This window comes from Catenulispora yoronensis, assembly GCF_039531695.1.
GTDB lineage: Bacteria > Actinomycetota > Actinomycetes > Streptomycetales > Catenulisporaceae > Catenulispora > Catenulispora yoronensis.
The window spans coordinates 38,626-61,178 of the sequence record NZ_BAAAQN010000016.1 but is presented as its reverse complement, the minus strand read 5'-3'; the positions used below and the strand labels follow the sequence as shown (position 1 = coordinate 61,178).

The following is a 22,553-nucleotide window of genomic DNA, read 5'->3' as shown; positions in this document are numbered from 1 at the left end:
CCTGTTCACTCTCCCACCCCGATCGCGACCAGGGCCTGCCCCGCCGCGACCTGTTCCCCGGGGCGGGTGTAGACGTCGAGTACTCGTCCCGCGCAGGGCGCGGTCACCACCGACTCCATCTTCATCGCCTCCACCGCGGCGATCCGCTGCCCGGCCGAGACGACGGTGCCCGGTTCGACGTGCAGCTGCCACACGGTGGACAGGAACGGCGCGGCCACGACGACCGCCCCGTCCGGCACCTGGACCTGCGCCTGGTCCGGTGCGTCCGCGGCGACGGGCTCGGTCTGCCGGTCGAACTCTCCTGAGGCGTGCCAGCGCTTCTTCTCCTCGTCGAACGCGGCGCTCTGGCGCGCCCGGAAGGCGGCGATCGAGTCGGCCTCGCGCGTCAGGAACCGTTCGTAATCCGCGATGGAGAACGTTCCTTCGGCCGTCTCGAAGTCGCCGCGCCCGGCATCGGTCTCGGCCCGCAGTTCGAGCAGTTCCTCGGCGGTCACCGGGTACCACTCGATCCGGTCGAAGAATCGCAGGGCCCAGGGATGCTCGCGGAACAGTCCGCCGCGACGGAAGCGGTTCCAGATCTGGACCGTCCGTCCGACGAACTGGTAGCCGCCGGGTCCTTCCATCCCGTAGATGCACAGGTATGCCCCGCCGATCCCGACGGAGTTCTCGGCCGTCCAGGTGCGGGCCGGGTTGTATTTCGTCGTCACCAGCCGGTGCCGGGGGTCCAGCGGCGTGGCGACCGGCGCGCCCAGGTAGACGTCGCCGAGTCCCAGCACGAGGTAGGAGGCGTCGTAGACGATGCGCTGCACGTCCTCCACCGAGTCCAGTCCGTTGATCCGCCGGATGAACTCGATGTTCCACGGCGTCCAGGGGGCGTCGTCGCGCACTCCGGCCATGTAGCGCTCGATCGCGACCCGGGTGGCCGGGTCGTCCCAGGACAGCGGCAGCCGCACCGTCCGGGACGGCACGACCAGTTCCGACGTCGGCGGGATCGTCGTCTCCAGTTCGCGAAGCATCGCCGCCATGTCGGAGGCGCGCAGCTTCCGGGTGTCGGTGTGGATTTGCAGGGACCTGATTCCCGGGGTCACGTCCAGGACGCCTTGCGGCGCGTGCGAGGCCAGCGCTTCCTGCAAGGCGTGGACACGCATCCGCAGGCCGATGTCGAGCGTCATCGGCCCGTACTCGACCAGGACGTTGCCGTCGCCGTCGCGCCGGTAGGTCACCTCGGGGCGGTCGTCCTGGGCCGGCAGCCGGCCGAGGACGCCGTCGTCCCCGTCGCCGCCGCGCAGCAGCACGGCCACGGCCGGGTTGGCGCGGTCGTCGGTGAGCAGCGCCGCGTCGGCCTCCCGGACCGGGACGAACCGAACCGTGTCGCCGGGCCGCAGCTGTCCGAGCTTCCACAGGTCGCCGCCGGCCACCACGGCCGGGCACACGAAGCCGCCGAGCGAGGGCCCGTCCGGTCCGAGGATGATCGGCGTGTCGCCGGTGAAGTCGAGCGCGCCGACGGCGTACGGCGTGTCGTGGATGTTCGAGGGGTGCAGTCCGGCTTCGCCGCCGTCCGGCCGGGCCCACGCGGGCTTCGGGCCCAGCAGCCGCACCCCGGTCCGCGCCGAGTTGTGGTGCACCGTATAGCAGGACTCGTACAAAGTATCGATGTCCGCACGGGTGAAGAACTCCGGCGCGGCGTGCGGGCCCTCGGTGACGGCGATCTGCCAGTCGCCGGTGAAGGCCGGGCGGCGGTGCGCGGGGGTCGGCGGCCCGACGCGCGTCAGCCGCTCGCCGGGCGGGAACGCCGGATGCGGCCGGTCGGAGTCCGGCGATCCGGGGCGGAGCACGTCCCCGGTGATCAGGGCCCGGCCGCCGTGGCCGCCGAACCCGCCGAGGGTGAAGGTCGAGGCGCTGTCCAGATAGCGCGGCACGTCGAGACCGCCGCGCACGGCCAGGTAGACCCGAAGCCCCGGCCCGGCGACCGCGCCGACGGCGAGCTCGGACCCGGCCGCGACCTCGACCGGCTCCCACATCGGGACCGGCTCCCCGTCGAGCAGCACCTGGCACGGCGCGCCGGTGACGGCGACGATCGTCGCGGTGGAGAAGCGCAGCGTCGGACCGGAAGCGGTGGCTTCCAGCCCCGGGGCCCCGGCGGGATTGCCGACGGCGAGATTGGCCTCGGCGAAGGACACCGGGTCGAAGGGCCCGCTCGGCGGAACGCCGACGGACCACAGCCCGATCCGGCCCGGCAGGTCCTGGACCGTCGTCTGCAAGCCGGGCACCAGCACCTCCACGCGCGGCTCGGGATCGCCGGCGCGTCCCGGCTCGGCCAGCGTCGAGGTGGAATGGGTCACCGAGCGCAGCGCCGCGTCGTCGGTCAGGGCCCTGAGCAGCCCGAGGTTGGTGACGATCCCGTCCACGCGGCAGTCCTGGAGGCCCTCGCGCAGCACGTCCAGCGCGTCGTCCCGGGTCGGCCCGGACGCGATCACCTTGGCGAGCATCGGATCGTAGTGGCCGCCGACCTCCATCCCGGTCTCCAGCCAGCCGTCCACCCGCACGCCGGCCAGCGGCGGCGTGCCCTGGCCGGGAAACACCGCGGAGGTGACGAGGCCGGAGCTCGGGGCCCCGCCGCGCCCCGGATCCTCGGCGTAGACGCGGGCCTCGACGGCGTGGCCGCGCGGCTCGTGCGGAGCGAAGACCGCGTCATCGAGTCCTGACGCGCCGTCGCGCGCCAGCCGCAGCATCAGAGCCACCAGGTCCACCCCGAACACCTCCTCGGTGACCGGGTGCTCGACCTGGAGCCGGGTGTTGACCTCCAGGAACGAGGCCTCGGACCGGAGCGGGTCGTAGACGAACTCGACGGTCCCGGCCGACCGGTATCCGACGCCGGCCAGCAGGGCGCGCGCCGACTCGTGCAGCAGGGCTCGTACATCCTCGGGCAGCCCCGGAGCGGGGGCCTCCTCGATCACCTTCTGGTGCCGGCGCTGGAGCGAGCAGTCGCGGTCGCCGAACACCGCGACGCGGCCGGCTCCGTCGCCGAACAGCTGTACCTCGACATGCCGCGCGGGGCTCACCAGCCGCTCCAGGAACACCCCGCCCACGCCGAAGTTCGCGCCGGCGAGCCGGCTCACCCGGTCGAACGCCTCGCGGACCTCGCCGGCGTCGGCGCACGCGGCCATGCCGATCCCGCCGCCGCCCCCGGTCGCCTTGAGCATCACCGGGAACCCGATCCGCACGGCCTCGTCGAGCGCGTCGTCGGCCGAGGCCAGCAGTTCGGTGCCGGCGAGCATCGGCACTCCGGCGGCCGCCGCGAGGGCGCGCGCCGTGTGCTTGCTGCCGAAGGCTTCGATCTGCTCGGCGGTGGGGCCGACGAAGGCCAGGCCGGCCGCTTCGACGGCCTGGGCGAACTCCGCGTTCTCGGACAGGAAGCCGTAGCCGGGGTGCACGGCGGCGCCGTGCCGCACGGCCAGCTCCAGGATCGCCTCGGCCCGCAGGTAGCTTTCGCGGGCCGGGCCGGGGCCGATCCGGACGGCCGTGTCGGCCTCGCGGACGTGGGGCGCCGCGCGGTCGGCGTCGGAGAACACGGCGACGGTCCGCAGCCCGAGTTCGCGGGCCGAGCGGATCACGCGCCGGGCGATCTCGCCCCGGTTGGCGATCAGGACCGTGTCGAAGCGGGGGTTCACGCGTCCTCCTGGGCGGCGGTGACGATCATGCGCAGCGGGGTCGGGTCGAAGGCGTTGCAGGGGTTGTTCATCTGCGGGCAGTTGGACACGACGACCAGCACGTCCCGCTCGGCCCGCACCGCCACGCGCTTGCCCGGCGCGCTGAGGCCGTCCACGATCCCCAGCGATCCGTCGGCCTCGACCGGCACGTTCATGAACCAGTTCAGGTTGGACACCAGGTCCCGGACGCCCAACCCCCACTTGGCGCCCTCGAACAGGAAGTTCTCGCGGCAGGCGTGGTCCGCGGCCGTGTGGTGGCCGTAGCGGAGGGTGTTGGACTCCTTGGAGCAGGCCCCGCCGATCGTGTCCTGCCGGTCGACCTCGTTGTCGACGACGGTCATCAGGGGATTGCCATGGTTGGAGCGCAGTACCGTACCGGTGCGGACGTAGGCGTTGCCCGACCAGGCCAGCGTGTCCGGGACGCTGTAGCGCTCGGCCGGATCGGCGGCGTCGAACAGCAGGCAGTCCGCGCTCTGGTTCCCGCCGACGTCGACGATCGTCAGCACGTGCCCGGCCGACACGACCGCCGACCACGAGGCGCGCGCCGGGACGCGGTCGTCGCGCACCACGGGGCCGGGAACCAGAGAGCTGGACCAGTTCAGGACGGTCACTGACGGGACTCCCAGTCGTCGATGGTGTTCAGGTAGGCGCGGGTGCGTTCGGGGCTGGCGGTGAAGGACGCGTCGCCGGGGCGGGTCGGGGTGCCGCGCCAGGCGTGGATGCGCAGGGGGCCGACGGTGTAGTCGGGACGCGGGTCCAGAGGATGCGGGACGTTGGCGATCAGGACGATGAGCGGCAGTTCGGCGATCAGGTCGACCGAGGTTCCGGGACCGGCAGCGCCCTGCCATTGGAAGGCGCCGTCCTCGGCGACGCGAACTCCTTGGAAGAAGGACAGGGTCGGGCCGAGGTCCCGCATCGTCAGGCCGTGCTTCGCGGCGGCGAGGGTCAGCAGCGACTGCCCGGACGGCGTCGGCCCTTCGGGGCGGGCGTCGCCGTACTTGGCGAGGTTCCACGTGTCGGAGCCGGTGCCGAGGAAGGCGTCATGGTGCTGCGATGTGTCGGCGGCGAGGGTGGCCAGCACCCGGCCGTCGCCGGAGAGCAGGGGGTGACCGGGACCGAGGTAGGCCTGCCAGGGGATCTTGAGGGTGTCGGCGATGTTGAGGCGTTCGTAGGGCGCGTCGGCGCGTAAGAGGAACAGGTGTGCGCAGGCGTCGCCGGTGGGGTCCTGCAAGCGGATGCGGGTGCCGCGCGCGACGACGCGGTGGGTGTAGGCGGCCGGCGGGACGGTCTCGGCCCAGGTGAGGGCGTTCGGTGAGACGTCCGGCGGGAGGTACGGGGAGGACGCCGCAGGGATGTAGGGCATTGATTGGGCCGCTGTCGCGGCGGCGGAGGCGGCCTGGGATCGTGCGTCGCCGCGGGCGGCGGCGATGGTGTCCGTGCGGCGGGTGGTCATGAGGCCGCCTCGGCCACCGCTCCGACCGCGAGGCTGCCGAGCACTCGGTGGCGTCGGTGCGTGGCGGCGTAGTAGAGGCCGCCGACGGCCGTGGCCCCGGCGATGAACAGGACTCCGGACCACCGCAGCCACCAGGTGTGTCCGGTGGTGTCGTAGACGGCGGTGCGCGGCCAGAGCAGGTTGACCACCATCGTGGCCTGATACAGCACGGCGACGGCTCCGACGACGACGCCGAACCGGCCCAGGCTGAAGACGGCGCGTCCGTCCTCGTCCTGCTCGCCGTCGAACCGCGAGGTCCAGCCCGAGAGCCGGCGCCACAGCAGCGGGCCGGTCACGCCGAGGTACGCCAGATACAGCATCGCGATGCACAGGCTCGACAGGGCCGTGAACAGCGCGGTCTGGCCGATGTTCACGATCAGCGCCGCCACCGCTCCGACGCCCACGACCAGGCTCGCCGTGATCGGCGTCCCGGTCCGCGGCGACACCTTCGCCAGCGTCCCGGAGAACGGCAGCGCCTTCTCGCGCGCCATGGAGAACACCATCCGCGCCCCGGCCGTCTGGCAGGCCAGCGTGCAGGCGAACACCGCCACCGCGACCGTGCACAGCAGCAGCCGTCCCAGTACCGACCCGAACCGCTCCGAGACCACCCAGGCCAACCCGCCGGACCCCAGGTGCCCGTCACTCAGGCTCGGCGCCGCGATCAGGCCGGCCAGGATCAGCAGTCCCCCGCCCAGCCCCGACACCGCGACGGCGCGCACGATCGTCTTCGGCGTCGTGCGGCGCGGCGCGTGCGTCTCCTCGCTGAGCTCGCCGGCGGCGTCGAAGCCGACCAGGACGTACGCGGCCATCAAGGCCGAGGCCAGCCACGCGAACACGTATGAGCCGCCGGAGGCGGCGCCGGTCGTGTGCAGCACGACGGTCGCGGACCGCTTCGGCAGGAAGAACAGCAGCGCGACGAGCGCGACCACGCCGACCAGTTCGACGACCACGCCGGCGCTGGTGACCAGGGCCATGACGCGGACCGACACGATGGTCACGACCGTGGTGACGACCAGCAGGAGGCAGCCGAGCAGCACCGCGTTCTCCGCCCCCGTCGACGAGGTCGGCGTGGGGTCGGCCTGCGATCCGCCGACGATCTGGAACCCGTCCCAGATGCTCGGCAGCACCGCCTGCAAGGCCACGGCCGCCACCGCGACGGTGAGGATCTGGCCCACGATCATCGTCCAGCCGGTGAACCAGCCGAGCACCTTCCCGGCCAGGCGCGTCGACCACTGGTAGATCGCCCCGGAGACCGGCCACCACGCCGCCAGCTGCGCGAAGTTCAGGGCCACGAGCAACTGGCCGGCGAAGACCAGCGGCCAGGTCCAGAAGAAGGCCGCGCCGCCGAAGCCGAAGCCCAGGCCGAACAGCTGGAAGACCGTGGTCAGGATGCTGACGAAGGAGAAGCCGGCGGCGAAGGAGGAGAAGGAGCCGACGCCGCGGCGCAGTTCTTGGCGGTAGCCGAGGGAGGCGAGGGCGGCGGCCTCGGGAACGGCCGGCGCGAGGGCGGCGGCCGGGGCCGGCGCGGCGGCTGAGGCCGCGGCACCGGACAAGGACGGTGGTTGATCGTGTGGCGCAACGTTCTGGTGCTGGCTCATCGCGGACCTCACGGGGGCTCGGAATACCTGTCGCTCGACAGGTATCGCCTAAAGTGAGGGCCGCTGGTCACCGCCCCGTGACGCGGTTGTACGAGCCGTGTTAACTCCGGCGCATGTTCGGCGGAAGCCATCGGAGGGGAGCCAGGGCTCGTCTCCGCCTCCGTCATGCATCGCCGAGGACACAGCGACATAACGCGTTCATAACATCTTATGTTGACATCAATATACCGACCATCAATGACCGCTCGGGCGGCCGGTCGATATACATCGCGCACACGGGACCCATTTCTTCCGCGACAGGGTACCGCTCACGCCGTAGCGCGCCCCTTGCGCGCCCCGGATGCGCCCCGAATTCCCCCTCGGCGGCCGTGCGGCAGACAGATCACTTCGATCCCCGGTCGCTGAAATACGCAGATGGTTGACAGCTTCACAACATGAGCGTGCGGACATATGTGCCACACTTCATCGGCCGTTCCATGTCAGAGAGCCAACTATTCTCAGCGAACCCTCTATAGAGGTATAGGAATATGCAGGAATCACAAGGGGTGGTCGACTATCGGAGATCTTGGAGGGCCTATTGACACTCCTCCCACGCCGGATAATTTTTAGAAGGGGCCGGGGTGGGCGTGCCTTACGAGAGTTCTGAGAGTTCTTCCGAGGGGATCCGTCATGGACACGCTCTACGAGGCCTACTCCTACGCCGATAGGCTTTTCTATGATTCACCGACACGCTGGGGATCCCTCGAAGAGTTCCCCGCGGTCCACGAACCATTACCGGCGGGATGGGTGCGGGATATCCGAGAGGTGTGGGTCGTCCTTCAGCCTCAGGAGCAGCGTTTGCCGGAACAGGGCTGGAAGATCCACGTGACCGCCTGCTTGGACAACGCCGAGCAGATCCTTTCCATAGTGCACTCCTACTGCCTTGAGCGAGGGCTGGCGTTCAAATTCTTGCGCAGCCCGGCGATCGTCCACGCCCAGAACAGCAAGTACGCCTCTCGCGGATCCAGCGGAAAGTTCATGACCCTCTATCCGCTGGACGACAGTGCGCTGGAGCGGAGTCTCGGCGATCTCCAGCAGCTTCTCGAAGGCCAGCAGGGACCATATATCCTCAGCGATCTGCGATGGGGAAACGGCCCCCTTTACTTGCGCTACGGAGGATTCACCGAGCTGTACTGCCGTTCCGAGTCGGGCGAACTCGTGCTCGCCGTGCGCGAGCCCTCCGGCCGACTGCGGCCCGACCTGCGGGCAGCGGTGTTCGAAGTGCCCGAGTGGGCACCTTCCCCCGATGTGCTGCGGGACGTGCTGGCCGCGCGCGACACGCAGAGCGTCGCGGACTTCCCGTTCGCCGTCGAGCGTGCTCTGCACTTCTCCAACGGCGGCGGCATCTATCTCGCCACCCCCGCGGACGGCGGCCGCCAGGTCGTGCTCAAGGAGGCGCGGCCGCATGCCGGCCTCGACCAGCGCGGCGAGGACGCCGTGCAGCGGCTGGGCCACGAACGCGACATCCTGCGCCGCCTGGCCGGCCTCGACGCCGTCCCGGCGGAACTCGGCTACCTGACCGCCTGGGAGCACCACTTCCTGGTCCAGGAACACATCGAGGGGGAACCGCTCAACCTCTGGTTCGGGCAGCGGTTCCCGCTCATCCACCCCGATGTCGACCGGCAGGCGGTGGCCGACTACCGCGAGGAGGCCCTCAGGGTGCTGGCCTCCGTCGGCGACGGGCTGAAAGCCATCCACGACCGAGGGATCGTGTTCGGGGACCTGCATCCCCGCAATCTCATCGTCCGTCCGGACGAACGCGTCGCCTTCGTCGACTTCGAGCTCGCCTCGCCCATCGACGCCTTCCTGCGACCGGCGCTCGGCGCCGCCGGCTTCGCGGCACCCGCCACGGCCAAGGGTTTCGAAGTCGACGAGTACGCCTACGCGGCCTTGACCCTCTGGAGCTTCCTTCCTCTGCTTCCCTTGACGGCGCTGGACGCATCCAAGATCGACGATCTCGCCGAAGCCGCGCAGGACCGCTTCGACCTGCCCCCGGAACTGATGACGATCGTGCGCGCCCGCATGAAGGTGCCACCCGACGCCTCGACTCCGCCTCCGAACCGACCCAGGACCGGGATCCCGACCCGGGCCTCGGCCGATCAGGATCCGGGCAGGCTCCTGGACGGGAAGCCCGCGAGCTGGCCCGCCCTCCGCGATTCGCTCGCGGCGGCCATCACGGCGAGCGCCACACCTGAGCGCACCGACCGCCTCTTCCCCGGCGACCCGGCGCAGTTCACCCACGACGCCCTGGGTTTGGCTTACGGTGCCGCGGGAGTGCTCTACGCACTGCACGTCTCCGGTGCCGCGGTGGACCCCTGCCACGTCCAATGGCTCCTGGACGCGACGGCGCGGAACCGCGCGATGCCCGGCTTGTACATCGGATCGCACGGCGTCGCCTACGTGCTGGACCGGCTGGGCCGCACGAAGGAGGCGGTGAACCTCCTCGACCGGCTCATGGCCGCGCCCGCCGACGAACCGGGTGTCGATCTGTTCGCGGGCCTGCCGGGTATCGCGCTGACGCTGCTGCACTTCTCAGCCGTCCTCGACGACCGCGCTCTGCGGGACGCGGCCCTGAACGCCGCCGATCGCTTGGCCGACGCGCTGCGACTGCGCTCCCTGCAGCGCACGAACCCGGCGACGGCGCCGGACGCCGCGGACAAGCAGCCCGCCGCGGAAAGAGCGGGACTGCTGTACGGCGCCAGTGGTGCCGCGCTGCTATTCCTGCGCCTCTACCAGAGCACGGGCGACGACGGCATGCTCGCCCTGGCCGGCGAGGCCATCGATCGCGACCTCGCGCACTGCCTCGTGGGCGAGGACGGCACCCTCCAGGTCGACGAGGGCTTCCGGGTACTGCCGTACGTGGAGTCGGGCAGCGCGGGGATCGGGCTGGTCCTGCACGAATACCTGACGCACCGGGCGGATCCCCGGCTCCAGGAGCGCCAGGATCTGATCCGGCGGGCCGCGGAACCCGAGTTCATCGTCCAGTCGGGACTGTTCAACGGCCGGGCCGGGCTCATCGCCTATCTCGCCCGCCTGTGCGGGACGTCGGCACCGGAGGACGAGACCATCCGCCGTCACATCCGGCTGCTCGGCCTGCACCTGGTGCCCTATCAGGGCCACGCCGCCTTTCCCGGCGACCAGCTGCTCCGGCTGTCGATGGATCTGGCGACCGGCTCGGCCGGCGTGCTCCTCGGTGTGGGCTCCGCCCTCGCCGGTGTCCCCGCCCTCCCGTTCTGGGCCCCGGCCCCGGCCCCGGCTCCGGCAAGCACCCCCTGACCGTCGGCGCCGCTTCCCACCGCGACGGCACCACCCGTCGCCCACGAGTTCCGGCAACCCCGCCGGAAGCACCACCCAGCAGCACGAAGCAAGAAGGAGAGAACACCATGGCGATCCTCAACCTCCAGGCCCTGGCCGCCCCCGAGACCAGCACCGAGTTCCGCTCGCTCAGCTCGCTCAGCGTGGTCAACTGCACCACGAGCACGGTCAGCACGCTGCTGTGCCTGTAGGTACCCGCTCCTGGTCCCGTGACCGCGAACGCGGCGCACGCGGCTGAGTGAACAGAGCCGGTCCGGGCGGTATCTGCCCGCCCGGGCCGGCGTCCCTGACCCCGAAACCCCCGACCTGCGGTTCGACGTTCGTCCTCGAAACCCCGGCACCCTCCGCACCTGACAAGGTACACCGATGCGCGCAACCGCAGCCGTCCGGCCGTCCACTGCGACAGAGCACGACTTCACGTCCGCGGACCGGCTGCTGCGGCAGCTCGTCCGGCGGGCCCCGGGATGGCCGCTGGTTCTGACGGTCGCTGTGGCGATCAGCACCGCCGCCGCGCTCACGCTCCCGGCCGCCCTGGCCGACGCGGTGAACGGAGTGCTGTCCGGCCGCGGTGACAGCGCCTGCGTGCCGGCTCTGGCCGTTCTCGCCGTGCTGATCATCGCCGAAGCGCTCACCCAGCTCGCCGACCCGCACGCCACCGCCGACGCCACCGCGCTCCTGCGGGGCGATTTCCTGCGCCGCACGGCGGCGGTCGGCCGCGTGCCGGCCTTCGCCGCGCCGGGCGACCTCATCGCACGGCTCACCGGCAACGCCGCGGAGGCCGGTACAGCCGTGACATCAGTGGTCTACTCCGCCGCGCAGCTGGCCATGTCGTTCGGCGCCATCGTCGCGCTGGTCGTCCTCTACCCGCCGCTGGCCCTGGCCTTCCTCGTGACCGCGCCCGCGTGCTTCGCCCTCGTCCAGCGCTACCTGCGCCGCACCACCCGCCTGGTCGTCGGCTATCAGAAGGGCCAGGGCGCCGTGGCCGCGCTGCTCCTGGACGCGCTCACCGGGATCCGCACCATCTCCGCGTCCGGAATGGTGGACCGCGAGATCGAACGGGTGCTGCGTCCGGTGCCGGAACTCTCCCAGCGCGGCCGCGATCTGTGGCAGAGCCAGCAGCGCATCGCCTGGTACAGCGCGCTGCTGGCGCCCGCGACCCAGATCGCGGTGCTCGCGACCGCCGGCTATGCCGTCGGCACCGGAGCGCTGAGCCCGGGCGGCCTGCTCGCCGCCCTCGGCTACACCACCGTGGGTCTGAGCTTCTTCGGAACGGCACAGAGCCTGCTCATCCTGTCCAGGGCGCGAGCCGGGGCCGCACGCGTCGCCGCGGTGCTGGACCAGCCGGTTCCCACGCCGGGCACCCTCCGGCTCCCGCCCGGCGGTGGACGGCTCGAATTCCGCTCGGTCCGCGTGGTCCGAGCGGGCTCGACCATTCTGGACGAGCTCGATCTGACCGTCCCCGCGGGCTCCTGCGTCGCCCTGGTCGGCCGCTCCGGCTCGGGCAAGTCCCTGCTCGCCGCCCTCGCCGGCCGCCTGACGGAACCGCAGTCGGGCACCGTCGTGCTCGACGGCGTCCCCGTCGACCGGATCCGTGACGACGACCTGCGCGCGGCGGTCGCGTATGCGTTCGCAGATCCCTCACTTCCCGGCGAAACCCTGCACGACGCCATCGCCTTGGCCCCGTGGACCGTCCCCGAGCAGCGCGTCCGGGCGGCGGCACGCGCGGCGCAGGCCGACGCCTTCATCCGACGACTGCCCGAGGGCTACCTCACCCCGGTGGCCCGAGCGCCCTTGTCGGGCGGTGAACGCCAGCGACTGGGCCTGGCACGCGCGGTCGCCCACGGCGGGCGACTCATCGTGCTCGACGACGCGACCTCCAGCCTGGACACCGTCACCGAGGCCGTCCTGAGCCGGGCGTTCGACCAGGCGCTGAGCGACCGGACCCGCCTGGTGATCACGCATCGCACCGCGATCGCGGCCCGCGCCGACATCGTCGCTTGGCTGGACGGAGGCCGCGTCCGGGCGGCGGCTCCGCATGCGGAACTGTGGCAGGACCCGGAGTACCGCGCCGTTTTCAGCTCGTCACCGGCGCCGGAGTGAGGGGCGGCAGCCGATGACCCTCCGCGTATCCGCGGTCCAGGTGCGAACCGCGCCCCGGGCGGACTCCGACACGTCGACGCGGCCGCCGACCGGACGGCAAGGTCTGCGTCTGCTCGCCGAGAGTCTGCGGCACAGTCGGCGCGCCATGCTCCTGCTGTCGCTGTGGTCCTTGGTGTCCGCGGCGCCGGCGCTCGTATCGGGAAAGGTCCTCGCCAATGCGATCGACCGCGGGTTCCTCGCGCACGACACCGGCGCGGCCGCGCTGTGGCTCGCAGTGTTCGCCCTGGTCACACTCGTGGGCGCGGTTGCCGGACGACAGACTTTCCCCCCGCTGGCCGACATCGTCGAACCTTTGAGGGACCGGTTGCTGCGCGGTGTCGTGACCGGGACCCTCAAGCGCGCCGCCGATCCCGGTGCGCCCCGCGGGGCCGGGTCCGCGGTCGCCGTCGCGCAGATCACCCGGCAGGTGGAGGCTGTGCGCGACTCGGCCTCCGGTCAGCTGATGATCGTCTGGCAGTTCGTCCTGACGGCGGCGGCGGTCATCCTCGGCACCACGGCCCTGGCCCCGACCGCCGTGCCGCTCATCGCGGTACCGCTGGGCTTGGCACTGTGCTTGTTCGCGATGCTGATACCGAGCATGATCCGCCGGCAGCGGGCCGCCTACCTCGCGGAGGAACGCCTCGCCCGGGTGTCGGTCGATACGCTGGGATCCCTGCGCGATCTGGTCTCCTGCGGCGCGCTGGAAGCCGGGATGGCCGGCGCCCACCAGGCCGTCCTGGCCCAGGCCGCCACCGCGCGTTCCCTGGCCCGCGTCGCGGCGCTGCGACGGCTCGTCGTCGCGCTCGGCGCGCACGTGCCGATCGTCCTGATCCTGCTGGCGATCCCGGCCTTGACCCGGCGAGGGATGACCGCGGGCGGTGTGGTCGCGGTGCTCACGTATCTGACCGGCGTCCTGGAACCGGCCCTGCGGCTGCTTGTCCAAGGAGTGGGCGGCTCGCTCCTCCGGCTGGAGATCGCCGCCGAACGTCTCGCCGAGGCCTCGTGCCCCCCGCCGGACCGGACCGCCGCGCAATCCACGGCCGTGCCCGCCGGTTTTCCGGTGGAGCTGCGCGATGTCACGTTCGCGTACGGCGCGGGGGCGGAGCCAATCCTGCGCGACCTGAGCCTCACCATCGCCCCGGGCGAGCATCTGGCCGTCGTGGGGCCCTCGGGAATCGGGAAGTCCACCCTGGCCGACATCCTGGCCGGGATGACCGTCCCGGACCACGGTACGGTCGCGTACGGCGAGGTCCCGCTGCCCCGAGTGGCCAGGGCCGACCTGTATCGCGCTCGCGTCCTGCTCCCCCAGGACGCCTATGTCTTCACCGGGACACTGCGTGAGAACCTCGGCTGTCTCGCCGACAGCCCCGCGAGGATCACCGATCGCCGCCTGCTCGAAGCCCTGACCGGCCTCGGCGCGGACGGACTGCTCTCCCGGCTCGGCAGCCTCGACGCCCAACTCGACCCCGCGCAACTGTCCACCGGTGAGAAACAGCAGATCGCCCTGGCCCGGGCCTACGTGTCGTCGGCTTGGACGGTCATCCTGGACGAGGCGACCTCGCACCTGGACGCGGCCGCCGAAGCCCGCGCCGAGGAGGCTTTCCACCGTCGCCCGGGCACCGTGATCACGATCGCGCACCGGATCAGCTCGGCCCGACGGGCCGACCGGATTCTGCTGCTCGATGGCACGCACCCGCTCATCGGCACACATGCGCAGTTGCTTGTCGCGTCACCGCTGTACGCGGATCTCGTCGGCCAGTGGGATCCCAGCTCCGTCTGAGGCGTCGACCATGACAGCCCACTGTCGACGTGCCATGCTTCGTGGCAGCGTCATAAAGGTTTGTGCCTTGTGCCCGGGCTTGCGGAGTTCGACGTTCGGGGGTGGCGACAACGAGTTGGCAGGCACAGCTCGGCGAGAAGATCGGCGCCGGCTTAGCCGTCCTGACCTACGCCGCGTGGACACTGTTCTTCGTAGTGGCGCCCACCGTTTCGGATCGACGACGGGCCCGCGCCAGGCCGGGCGGCCGTCCGCCGCTGACGGCTCGTCATCGATGGGCGTTGTGGGCCGGACTCACGCTTACGCTGGCCTTGGGCACAACGCTCTCGATCGGCGCCGCGACGATCCTCTCCCATCCGCCTCCGGGCTGGCACCGGGAAGAAACGGGCAGTTGGTATCAGGGCCCGCATACATGGGGTTGGTACTACGACCAGACCCTCACCGCCAGTTATCGGCCCGGGCCGGGGTGGTATGTGGACTCCGCGGGACGCGTGGTGTTCGGCGACGTACCCGACTGGCGGCCGACGGCGTGGACCTATGTCCAGGACTGGTTTTTGGCGGGGCTGCTCGGAGCATCGCTGCGGTGGGTGATCCGGTTCTGGGATCGCGTACGGCAAGGCTGGCAGCTGTCGCCGCGCTGGGCACGGCCGCTATGGGTGCTGTGGCTGCCGGGGTTGATCGGCGGCGCCTCCTTGGTGGTCTGGGTCCTCGTTTCCGTAGGGAACCACCTCCAGCCGGGAAGCTTCGATCTGCCGACCAACGAGCCCGACACCACTATCCCGGCGTTCGCCGTGTGGGACGTCGGCCCTCTCATTCTGGTGCTCGCCGCGATCACGGTCGTTGGAACGCTGTTCGCGCCGTGGTGCTGGTACGTGATCAGGGCGTGCTTTGTCTTCGTTCGCTCGGTGGGCAGGGCGTCGTTCTTCGTCCTGCCCGGCGAGGTCGCACGTTTCGACCAGGCGGCGAAGCCTTGGCAGAACACGAAGAAGACCGCCGACGTCGAGATCTCGCTGGGCCAGTTGGCAGCGGTGCTGCGGGCCGCCACGTTGGTGAACCGGCTGGAAGCCACCGGGGATGAAGCCGTCGTCGAAGCCGCGCTGGCCGACCTGCGTCAGGCTGCGGATTCGCTGGAGATCCCCGACGGCTTCCTGTTCGGTGTGCTGAGCACCGTGATCATGCCGACGATGAGCTATGTGCTGCGGATCCGCGCTGAGCGCCTGCATTCCACGGCCGCGCTGGCGGAGTCGGTCGCGATCGCCGAGCAGCTCCGCCGGAAACGGTTCACGACCCGCAGGCCGTCCCGCATCACCGCTCACCTCACCAGTCGGGTGCTCGCGGCCCGCTGGGCACGGTCGGGCAGCGTCGCAGACCTCGATCGGGCAATCCATGAGGCCTACGAGGCCGGTGGCGGCCGTCGTTCACTGCTTCCTGGCGCTCGCCGGCTCAACCTTGCCGAACTGCTTCTCGTCCGCGCCGAGCACTTCGACGATCTCGAAGCCTTGGGCTCGGCGGACCGGCTCCTGCGCCCTGCTCGGTGGCGTTCCGGGCGGCTGCGGGCCCGCGCGCACTTCGACCGGAGCAGGGCCTTGCTGCTGCGGTTCCACCTGCACCGGGACGACCATCACAGGGACCTGAGCCTCGTTCGAGATGCGCTGAGCGACGCGCAGCGGGCGGTCGAACGCACGTCGGACCAGTCCCCATATTTGTCCGCCCGGATCTTTCAGCACGCTGAGTGTCTCTGGGTTTGGTCGACGGCTGGCGGCGCGCACGAACCTGGAGCCGAACCCGAACCCGAGCCCGAACCCGGAGCCAGAGCCGGAGCCGCGCCCGCGTCGGCACCCACGTCGGCACCCGCAACCTCGCAGGCGCGAAACCGGTGGCGGGAGGCCGCGGGGCTGTTGACGGCGCCCGCCGTCGATCGGCTGAGGGCGGCGAGGCGGTGGGCACAGGCCGCCGCGGAGGCCGGCGAGTGGGAGGAAGCATGGACCGCCTACCGAGTGGCGGTCGATCTGCTGCCTCGGCTGGTGTGGCGCGGAGTCGCCCGAGACGACCAGGAATGGCTGTTGTCGGCGTGGGGAGATCTGCCGGCCGAGGCCGTCGCCGCGGCGCTGAACGCGGGCGACCTGTCCGGCGCCGTGGAAGTGTTCGAGCAGGGGCGGGCGATCCTGTGGTCGCAGCTGGCCGACCTGCGTCGCTCCTACTCCTCCGGATCGAACGCGAACCACGAGACGATCGCCAGGCTGGACTCCATCAGAGCCCTGCTCGACACCGCGGGTTCCGCCCCGAACTGGGTCGCCAGGCAGATCCAACGCAGGCTGCCGTTGGCGACAGGGATCAGCGACGAGCAGAGGACGGCGCTGAGCCGGGAGTACGAGGCCCTCATCGCGATGGTGGATCCGGTGCCGAAGCCGGGGGTGGAGGAGCTGGGCGCCGCCGCTGCGGACGGGCCCGTCGTACTGGTCAACGTCGCGTCCCGGCGATCGGATGCATTGGTGGTCAGAGCCGGCCAGGCGCCTCAGCTCGTGCCTCTGCCCGGGCTGCGGTTGGACGAGGTGCAGGCGCGCTTGCGACGTTTGGAGGTGGCTTCCAGGCCGGTGCCGGTGCCGGTACCTGCGGAACAGTCGTCGGGCGACCTCGGCGCCGTGGCGGACTCGGACAGCGCCGGGATCGCGCGCATCAGGTTGAACCGGATGTTGGCTGGGACCTTGGAGTGGCTGTGGGACGCGGTCGCCGCACCAGTTCTGGAGGCCCTCGGGCACACCAGCCCGACAAGCCCCGCAGAGCAGGCGCCTCGTGTCTGGTGGTGTCCCAGCGGCCCGCTCGCGATGCTGCCCCTGCACGCCGCCGGCCACCATGCGAAAGGCACAGGAGAAACAGTGCCGGACCGCGTTGCAAGCTCCTACACACCGACTCTCAGATCCCTGTCAGCGATACGGGACCTTCCAGCGGCTTCCGCGGAGTCGAGGGCCCTCGTCGTGGCGATGCCACAGACACCCGGCCATGCGGCGTTGCCCGGCGCCGCTCAAGAGCGTCGGACGGTGGAGAAGGCTTTCCAGGGGCACTGCCGGGTCCTCGTCGGGTCCACGGCCACGCTGGCGGCGGTTCAGTCCGCACTCCCGGAGTGCACGTGGGTGCATTTCGCATGTCACGGAACGCAGGACCCGGATATGCCCGCAGCGGCCGGAATCGTTCTCCACGATGGCGTGCTGTCCGCACGGCTGCTCTCCGAGGCCCCGACCATGAACGCGGAGTTCGCCTACCTGTCAGCCTGCCAAAGCGCCACCCCGGACCATCGGATCTTGAACGAGTCCGCTCATCCAGCCGCCTTGTTGCACCTTCACGGCTTCCGCCAGGTCGTGGCCACCCTGGGACCGATACCCGACGCCCAAGCCAGCAGGATCGCCGAGGCGCTCTACTGCCGATGGGACGACCTCGGTCCGGCCGCCTTGCCGCTCCTGGCCCACACGCTGCGGCAGGCAGTCCTCGCCGCGCGCGACGAGCGTCCGACGGCTCCGGCACGCTGGTCGCCCTACCTTCATATCGGCCTCTGATCGCTGTCCCTGGCCGCCGCGTCTGAAGGCTGCTGATAGTGACTGACCGTCGGTCAATGCGTCACGATGGGGGCCGTGTCCACGGCTTCCGATAATCAACGGGCCCTGACTCGGCTGTGCGCGAGCCTGCCCGCCCTGAAACACGACGCCGAGTCCGACGACTGGTCCGACGTCCTCGACACGGCGCTGGCGGCGTTGCACGCCGGACGTTCGCCGGTCGACGTGCTGACCGACCTCGGCTACGAGTTCGATGAGAACTGGCAGGAACGCGGCACAGGCACAGCGGGGAGCGGGATCCCCTGGTCGCCGGTCGCCGCCATCCGTGAATACCTGTGCCCGCGCACCGTCCAGCCCTGCTCGCGGATCGCGCAACGTGATCAGCGCGGTCGCACACCACAGTGTCACTTGGACGGCGCGCCCATGCGGCCGATCGCGCCCGACCAGTCCTGATCGCTCCTTACCAGTCCCAACCCCAACCACAGCGACAACGACAGCCACAGCCACAGCCACAGCCACGAACCGGAGGATCCTATGGGGAGCGTGCTGGACGGACTCAATGCCCGGATCATCAATCGCTGGCTGGGTCAGGCATGTCTCAATGGCCTGCCGTTCGTCGCGCTGCTCATGGTGGCTCACGCCTTAGGCCAGGGCCATGCTTTCGATACGCGTCTTCTTGCCCACCGGGCCGACGTGCTGTGGGCTTCCTGGCACCACACCGCCGCCGAGACGGCCGTCCTCGTGACGGTGATCCTCGCCGTCGCTGCCATCGCCGACCTTCTCGCGGAGGCGCTCGGCGCCGAGGTCGCGGCCATGTGGCTCGGCAAGCCGCCGTGGCTGCTGAGAGTGATACGCCGCCAAGCGCCGCAGCGGCATCGACCCGAAGCGGCCGATGCCGCCGGCTACCGCCTTCAACTCACCGAAACACGCGTAACGAACCAGTACGGCTTACACCTCGGGATCGTGTGGCCCCGTATCTGGCTCCTGACTACCGACACCGCGCGCGGCGAGGTCCAAAAGGCTTGGGACGGCTACCAGGCGGCGGCCACGCGCTTTGTGTGGGGCTTGGCGTGTCTTGCGGTGGGCTGCGTCTGGTGGCCTGCCGCGGTCGCGGGCGCGGCTGTGGCCATCAGCGCACGGCAGCGGGGCAGGCACGACATTCGCATCTTTTGCGAGCTGGTCGAATCCGTGGTGGACACGACAGTGAAGCGGCTCGCCGAGACGGTCGGCATCGCCACGCCGCACGGCCAGGTAACACAGGATCTGGGCCCTCTGATGGAGGACGTCCTGGCCAAGGGAGCCGCGTATCCCCTGCCGTGAAACCGTAGTACGCCACGTCATGGTTCAAGGAGCGGCGTGAAAGAGTACGCCCCGGTCGTCTGGTCGTCGGACCACACGATCAGCACATACTGCTTGCCCGCTTCGAGCGTCGCCAGGTCGATGCCGTAGCACATCCCGGCCGGGGAGAACACGCGCGGCTGAGGGCCGTCCTCCACCACCGCGACCGACTGGTCGCAGCCGGTGGCGTCGTCCGCCAGCCGGATCTTGCCCGCTGTGGGGGCGGTGAACGTGTAGAGGTCGACGCGCCCTGCCACGTCCAGATTCCCGGTCACGTGCTGGCCGATCGTCATGGGGATGCGGCGCTCCTTCGCGGTCACGAAGCGGAACGCGTAGGGGCCGGTGTCGTTGTCGGTCCTGGAGAACTTCAGCGTGTACGAGCCGCCCTTCACGACCCGGTACTGGTAGTTGCTCGTGACGGTGAAGCCTGGCGAGTCGCTGCCGTCCGGTCCGTCCAGCGCGACGGTCAGTGTCGGATTGCCGGACGCGCCGACCTCGCCGGCGACGTCCGCGAGGCGGATCACCGTCGCCTCGCCGAGGTCCAGTGGGTAGCTGTCCACCTGGCCGGCCGAGGTGATCGCCTGGTCGATCCGGTCGCCGTCGTGGACCGTCTGGCCCGGCCGCGGTCCGCCGCTGCCGGGCTGCGGGCGGACGGATTGGCCGACGCCCTGCTCGGTGAGGGCGGCGCTGACGCCGAACGCCGGCTGGCCGGTCAGGACCATGTCGACGGCGCAGGCGTCCTGCGACACCGGGTCGCGCATGCCGAGGTCGCGGCAGAGAGCGCGCGCCGCGTCGCGGCGGCCGGGGTCGAGGTCGGCGGCGGTGACCATCTTGTCGGGGAAGGACTTGTCGGTGAACGACGCCGTGGTGGTGCCCGGCGGGTAGGGCAGGATCGAGGTCGCGTCGGTGACGCGCCAGGTGTCGGCGAAGGGGCCGTAGAGCTGGTCGTGGGCGGGTGGGTCGGCCAGGACGGTGCTTGTGCCGGAACCGCTGCCGGAGCCCGTGCCGGAGCCGGTGCTGATGACCGGGTCGTTGGCCGGGTTCCCGTCGTCGTCGCCCAGCATCCCGGTGAGATTGTCCTTGCGGGCGTCCGCCGGGTACAGCAGGATCCTGAGTCCCCAGATGCTGATCGGCTCGATGTCCGCCTCGGTGCCGTCGGGCCATGTGACGATGTACTGGCCGTCCTCGTCGAGTCCGTACGTGCCGCCGCCGGGCAGCTTCGCCGCGGTGGCGCCGTACGCGGTGTCCTTGCCGTTGACGAGCGTGTCGACCGCGGTGCCGTCGGTGCGGAACGCCAGCCGGTCGGTGGCGACCTGGAGCGCGATCGCGGTGTTGACGGACACGACGCGGGAGTCGGGGAACGGCGTCTGGCGCACCTGCACTTGCAGGCCGTCGCCCTTGGCCAGGACGAACTCGCCGACCGCCTGGAAGTCAAAGCGGCGGCCGTCGAACGTCGTCATGTGGGGGTCGCCGTTGCTGCCGCCGCCGTTGCCGCCGTGGCCGGTGCTGCCATGGGTCGGGAAGTGGCCGGGAAGCGGGTGGTTGGGCAGGCCGCAGTCGCCGAGGACGCTGGAGGGGTCGGTGGCCTTCCCCGGCGGCAGGCTGTCCGACGGGCCGTACTTCTTACGGATCGGCGTGCTCGGACCCAGGGCCCTGCGATAGGCGTTCTCGACACGGGTCGCGCGGACCTCGTCCAAGGCGATGTGGGTCGAGTCGCACTCCACGAGGTCGTCCTGGTTCCGCTCATCGTCCTGGGCGTGGGCGAGCTCGTGATAGAGCTCCGCGCACGGGATGGAGGGCGGACCCGCGACGATGTCCACCGGACCGGTATAGAACGGGTTCCAGTTGATGACCGTCACATCGCCGATCGCCTGCGCGGTGTTCCTGGCACCCGAATGACGACCGATGACGATCTGATGGCTCCCATTGATGGTGCCGAGGATGCCCTCCGGATCGTGGCCGGGCTTGCGGTAGTCCGCGATGCACTTGCTGAACTCACCGGACAACACACCGTCGCTGGAGGGATCGAGGCTGTACGACGCACTCGCCAACGTCGGCGTGGTGAGGCTGATCAACGCCGCCCCGGCGACGAGTCCCCCAAGCCGCGGGAGCCGACGCCGCGTCCTGCGCACGGCGGCGAGGACGATGAGGCCCCCTCCACTACCGCCGAGGAACAGCGGGACGAGAACCGATGCTCCGTTATCGCAATCCTTTGCCACAGTGAAGCTGATCGTCGCGACATTGCTGACACCGCTGCACGAGCCGGACCCGGCGGGCATCGCATACGTGGCCGAGATGGTGTAGCGACCCGGGGTCCCCAGGCTCCAGACCGCGGTCACCGCAGCGCCGTCGGGAAGCGCCGACACGGCAGTCAGGACCTGCCCACCGGCGGGCCCGACACCGGCCGGACCGCGAGTGCTGCTCAGGTCGAACGTGAGGGCAGCCCCGGGCGCCACCGTGTGGGAATCCGCTGCGAGCACAGCACTGTAGGCGGTGCTGTAGGACAAATGCCCGAACACGGGATCCAGACGCATACCGTCACGAGCAACGGTCAGCCCAACGGTGCCATCCGCCAGCGCGGCCAGGACGCAGGGCCCAGCAGACCGGTTGGTCACGGTGAACGTGAGCGTGACAGGGTCGCCGACCTTCGCGGCCGAACCCGTCGACACCGCGAGGCCAACGGGCTCCCCACCAGTCGCCGCCGCCGCAGCTTCAGTCGGCGCCGCGATCGCCCACCGGAGGAGGAGGACGACGGCAGCGGCGCAGAGGAGATGGCCGAGGGCCGCGAGGAGGGAGGTGGGTCGGGAACGCCCAGGTGTCATGGCATCGGACCTTAGAGATCGCGATGGGGATGTGGATCAAGGCGCGCCAGGCATTACCCGGAAAGAGTGGCTGTTGGGGTGAAATCCTGGGAAATCCAGAGCCAGGCTCGGCCACAGGGGAACCAGGTGGATCCGATGCGGTGCGAACCAACGTCGCCCGACCATGTGTGGCTCAACTGGCCGGGCCGATATCCGGCAGGAGGCGGTCCGGTCCGCCAAGATCCAGCTCAGCGCACTCCGGCGGGGTCAGGCGCAGCACGGCCCGGCCCGGCACAGTTCCAACGCGGTCCAGCACAGCTCAGCGCGGTCAAGGGCGGCCCGGCCCGACACAGTTCCAACACGGTCCAGCACAGCTCAGCGCGACCCGGCCCACACAACTATCAGCGGTCAAGCGCAGGCCGGCGCGAACCAGCCTCGCCGGGCGCACTCCGCCCCGGCGCTCCCCCGCCCAAATCCGCATGATCCGCTGCAACCATCCCAGCCGCCCCCGCCACCGGTCAGTCCTCTACAACGCCGTCCTTCCGCCGCCGCGCCGCACGCCGGAACACCAAACCGCTACCCAGCAGCGCACACGCCGTCAGCAAAGTCGCCACCGACCGGCCGCTGCCAGTATTGGCGAGCGTCCCGGCGCCCGAGCGCTCAGGCCGCGAAGCCCCCGACACCGAGCGCGACTTGGGCGGCGCCGCAGCATGCGCCCCGCAGTCCCGATCAGATGGCACCCCCGCCGCTTGCGGCAGCCGCGCCCCGAGCGCTTCGTCCGGGACATGCCAGGCCA

General features: G+C 70.7%; 12 protein-coding genes. 7 read left to right on the top strand and 5 right to left on the bottom strand.

Going from position 1 to position 22,553, the window contains the following annotated elements; genetic code table 11:
- Positions 1-5: 5 nt before the first annotated feature.
- Genes uca through ABD481_RS15775 form a run of 4 tightly spaced genes read right to left on the bottom strand, consistent with a single transcriptional unit; the run spans position 6 to position 6,755 of the window.
- Positions 6-3,671, bottom strand: a complete 3,666-nt coding sequence (gene uca, locus ABD481_RS15790; protein WP_344666407.1) for an urea carboxylase — start codon at positions 3,669-3,671, stop codon at positions 6-8.
- Entirely contained in the window at positions 3,668-4,321 is a 654-nt protein-coding gene (locus ABD481_RS15785) for an urea amidolyase associated protein UAAP2 (RefSeq protein ID WP_344666406.1), read from the bottom strand. The genes uca and ABD481_RS15785 overlap by 4 nt, the downstream gene beginning before the upstream one ends.
- Complete coding sequence (locus ABD481_RS15780) at positions 4,318-5,163, bottom strand: urea amidolyase associated protein UAAP1 (protein WP_344666405.1); 846 nt, start codon at positions 5,161-5,163, stop codon at positions 4,318-4,320. The genes ABD481_RS15785 and ABD481_RS15780 overlap by 4 nt, the downstream gene beginning before the upstream one ends.
- Complete coding sequence (locus ABD481_RS15775) at positions 5,160-6,755, bottom strand: amino acid permease (protein ID WP_425559185.1); 1,596 nt, start codon at positions 6,753-6,755, stop codon at positions 5,160-5,162. Before ABD481_RS15775 ends, ABD481_RS15780 begins: the two co-directional genes overlap by 4 nt.
- 714 nt (positions 6,756-7,469) lie before the next feature.
- On the opposite strand from ABD481_RS15775, the gene lanKC reads away from it, so the two are divergent.
- The 7 genes from lanKC (at position 7,470) to ABD481_RS15740 (ending at position 18,938) form a co-directional block, all read left to right on the top strand.
- A complete protein-coding gene (gene lanKC / locus ABD481_RS15770; RefSeq protein WP_344666404.1) occupies positions 7,470-10,115 on the top strand; it encodes a class III lanthionine synthetase LanKC in 2,646 nt (881 codons plus the stop codon).
- Between the two features lie 107 nt (positions 10,116-10,222).
- Positions 10,223-10,345: a SapB/AmfS family lanthipeptide gene (locus tag ABD481_RS15765; RefSeq protein ID WP_344666403.1), complete on the top strand. Its 123-nt coding sequence runs from the start codon at positions 10,223-10,225 to the stop codon at positions 10,343-10,345.
- A 175-nt stretch (positions 10,346-10,520) separates the two neighbouring features.
- Entirely contained in the window at positions 10,521-12,254 is a 1,734-nt protein-coding gene (locus ABD481_RS15760) for an ABC transporter ATP-binding protein (RefSeq protein WP_344666402.1), read from the top strand.
- A 13-nt stretch (positions 12,255-12,267) separates the two neighbouring features.
- A complete protein-coding gene (locus ABD481_RS15755; RefSeq protein WP_344666401.1) occupies positions 12,268-14,073 on the top strand; it encodes an ATP-binding cassette domain-containing protein in 1,806 nt (601 codons plus the stop codon).
- A gap of 308 nt (positions 14,074-14,381) precedes the next feature.
- Entirely contained in the window at positions 14,382-17,621 is a 3,240-nt protein-coding gene (locus ABD481_RS15750; protein WP_344666400.1) for a CHAT domain-containing protein, read from the top strand.
- Positions 17,622-17,696: 75 nt separating this feature from the next.
- Entirely contained in the window at positions 17,697-18,071 is a 375-nt protein-coding gene (locus tag ABD481_RS15745; protein WP_344666399.1) for a hypothetical protein, read from the top strand.
- A gap of 90 nt (positions 18,072-18,161) precedes the next feature.
- The gene (locus ABD481_RS15740; protein WP_344666398.1) at positions 18,162-18,938 is read left to right on the top strand and encodes a hypothetical protein; all 777 of its coding nucleotides are present in this window, start codon (positions 18,162-18,164) and stop codon (positions 18,936-18,938) included.
- A 17-nt stretch (positions 18,939-18,955) separates the two neighbouring features.
- Here the strand turns inward: ABD481_RS15740 and ABD481_RS15735 are convergent, their stop codons facing one another.
- On the bottom strand, positions 18,956-21,490 hold the full coding sequence (locus tag ABD481_RS15735; protein WP_344666397.1) for a VWD domain-containing protein: 2,535 nt from the start codon (positions 21,488-21,490) through the stop codon (positions 18,956-18,958).
- Between the last annotated feature and the right edge of the window lie 1,063 nt (positions 21,491-22,553).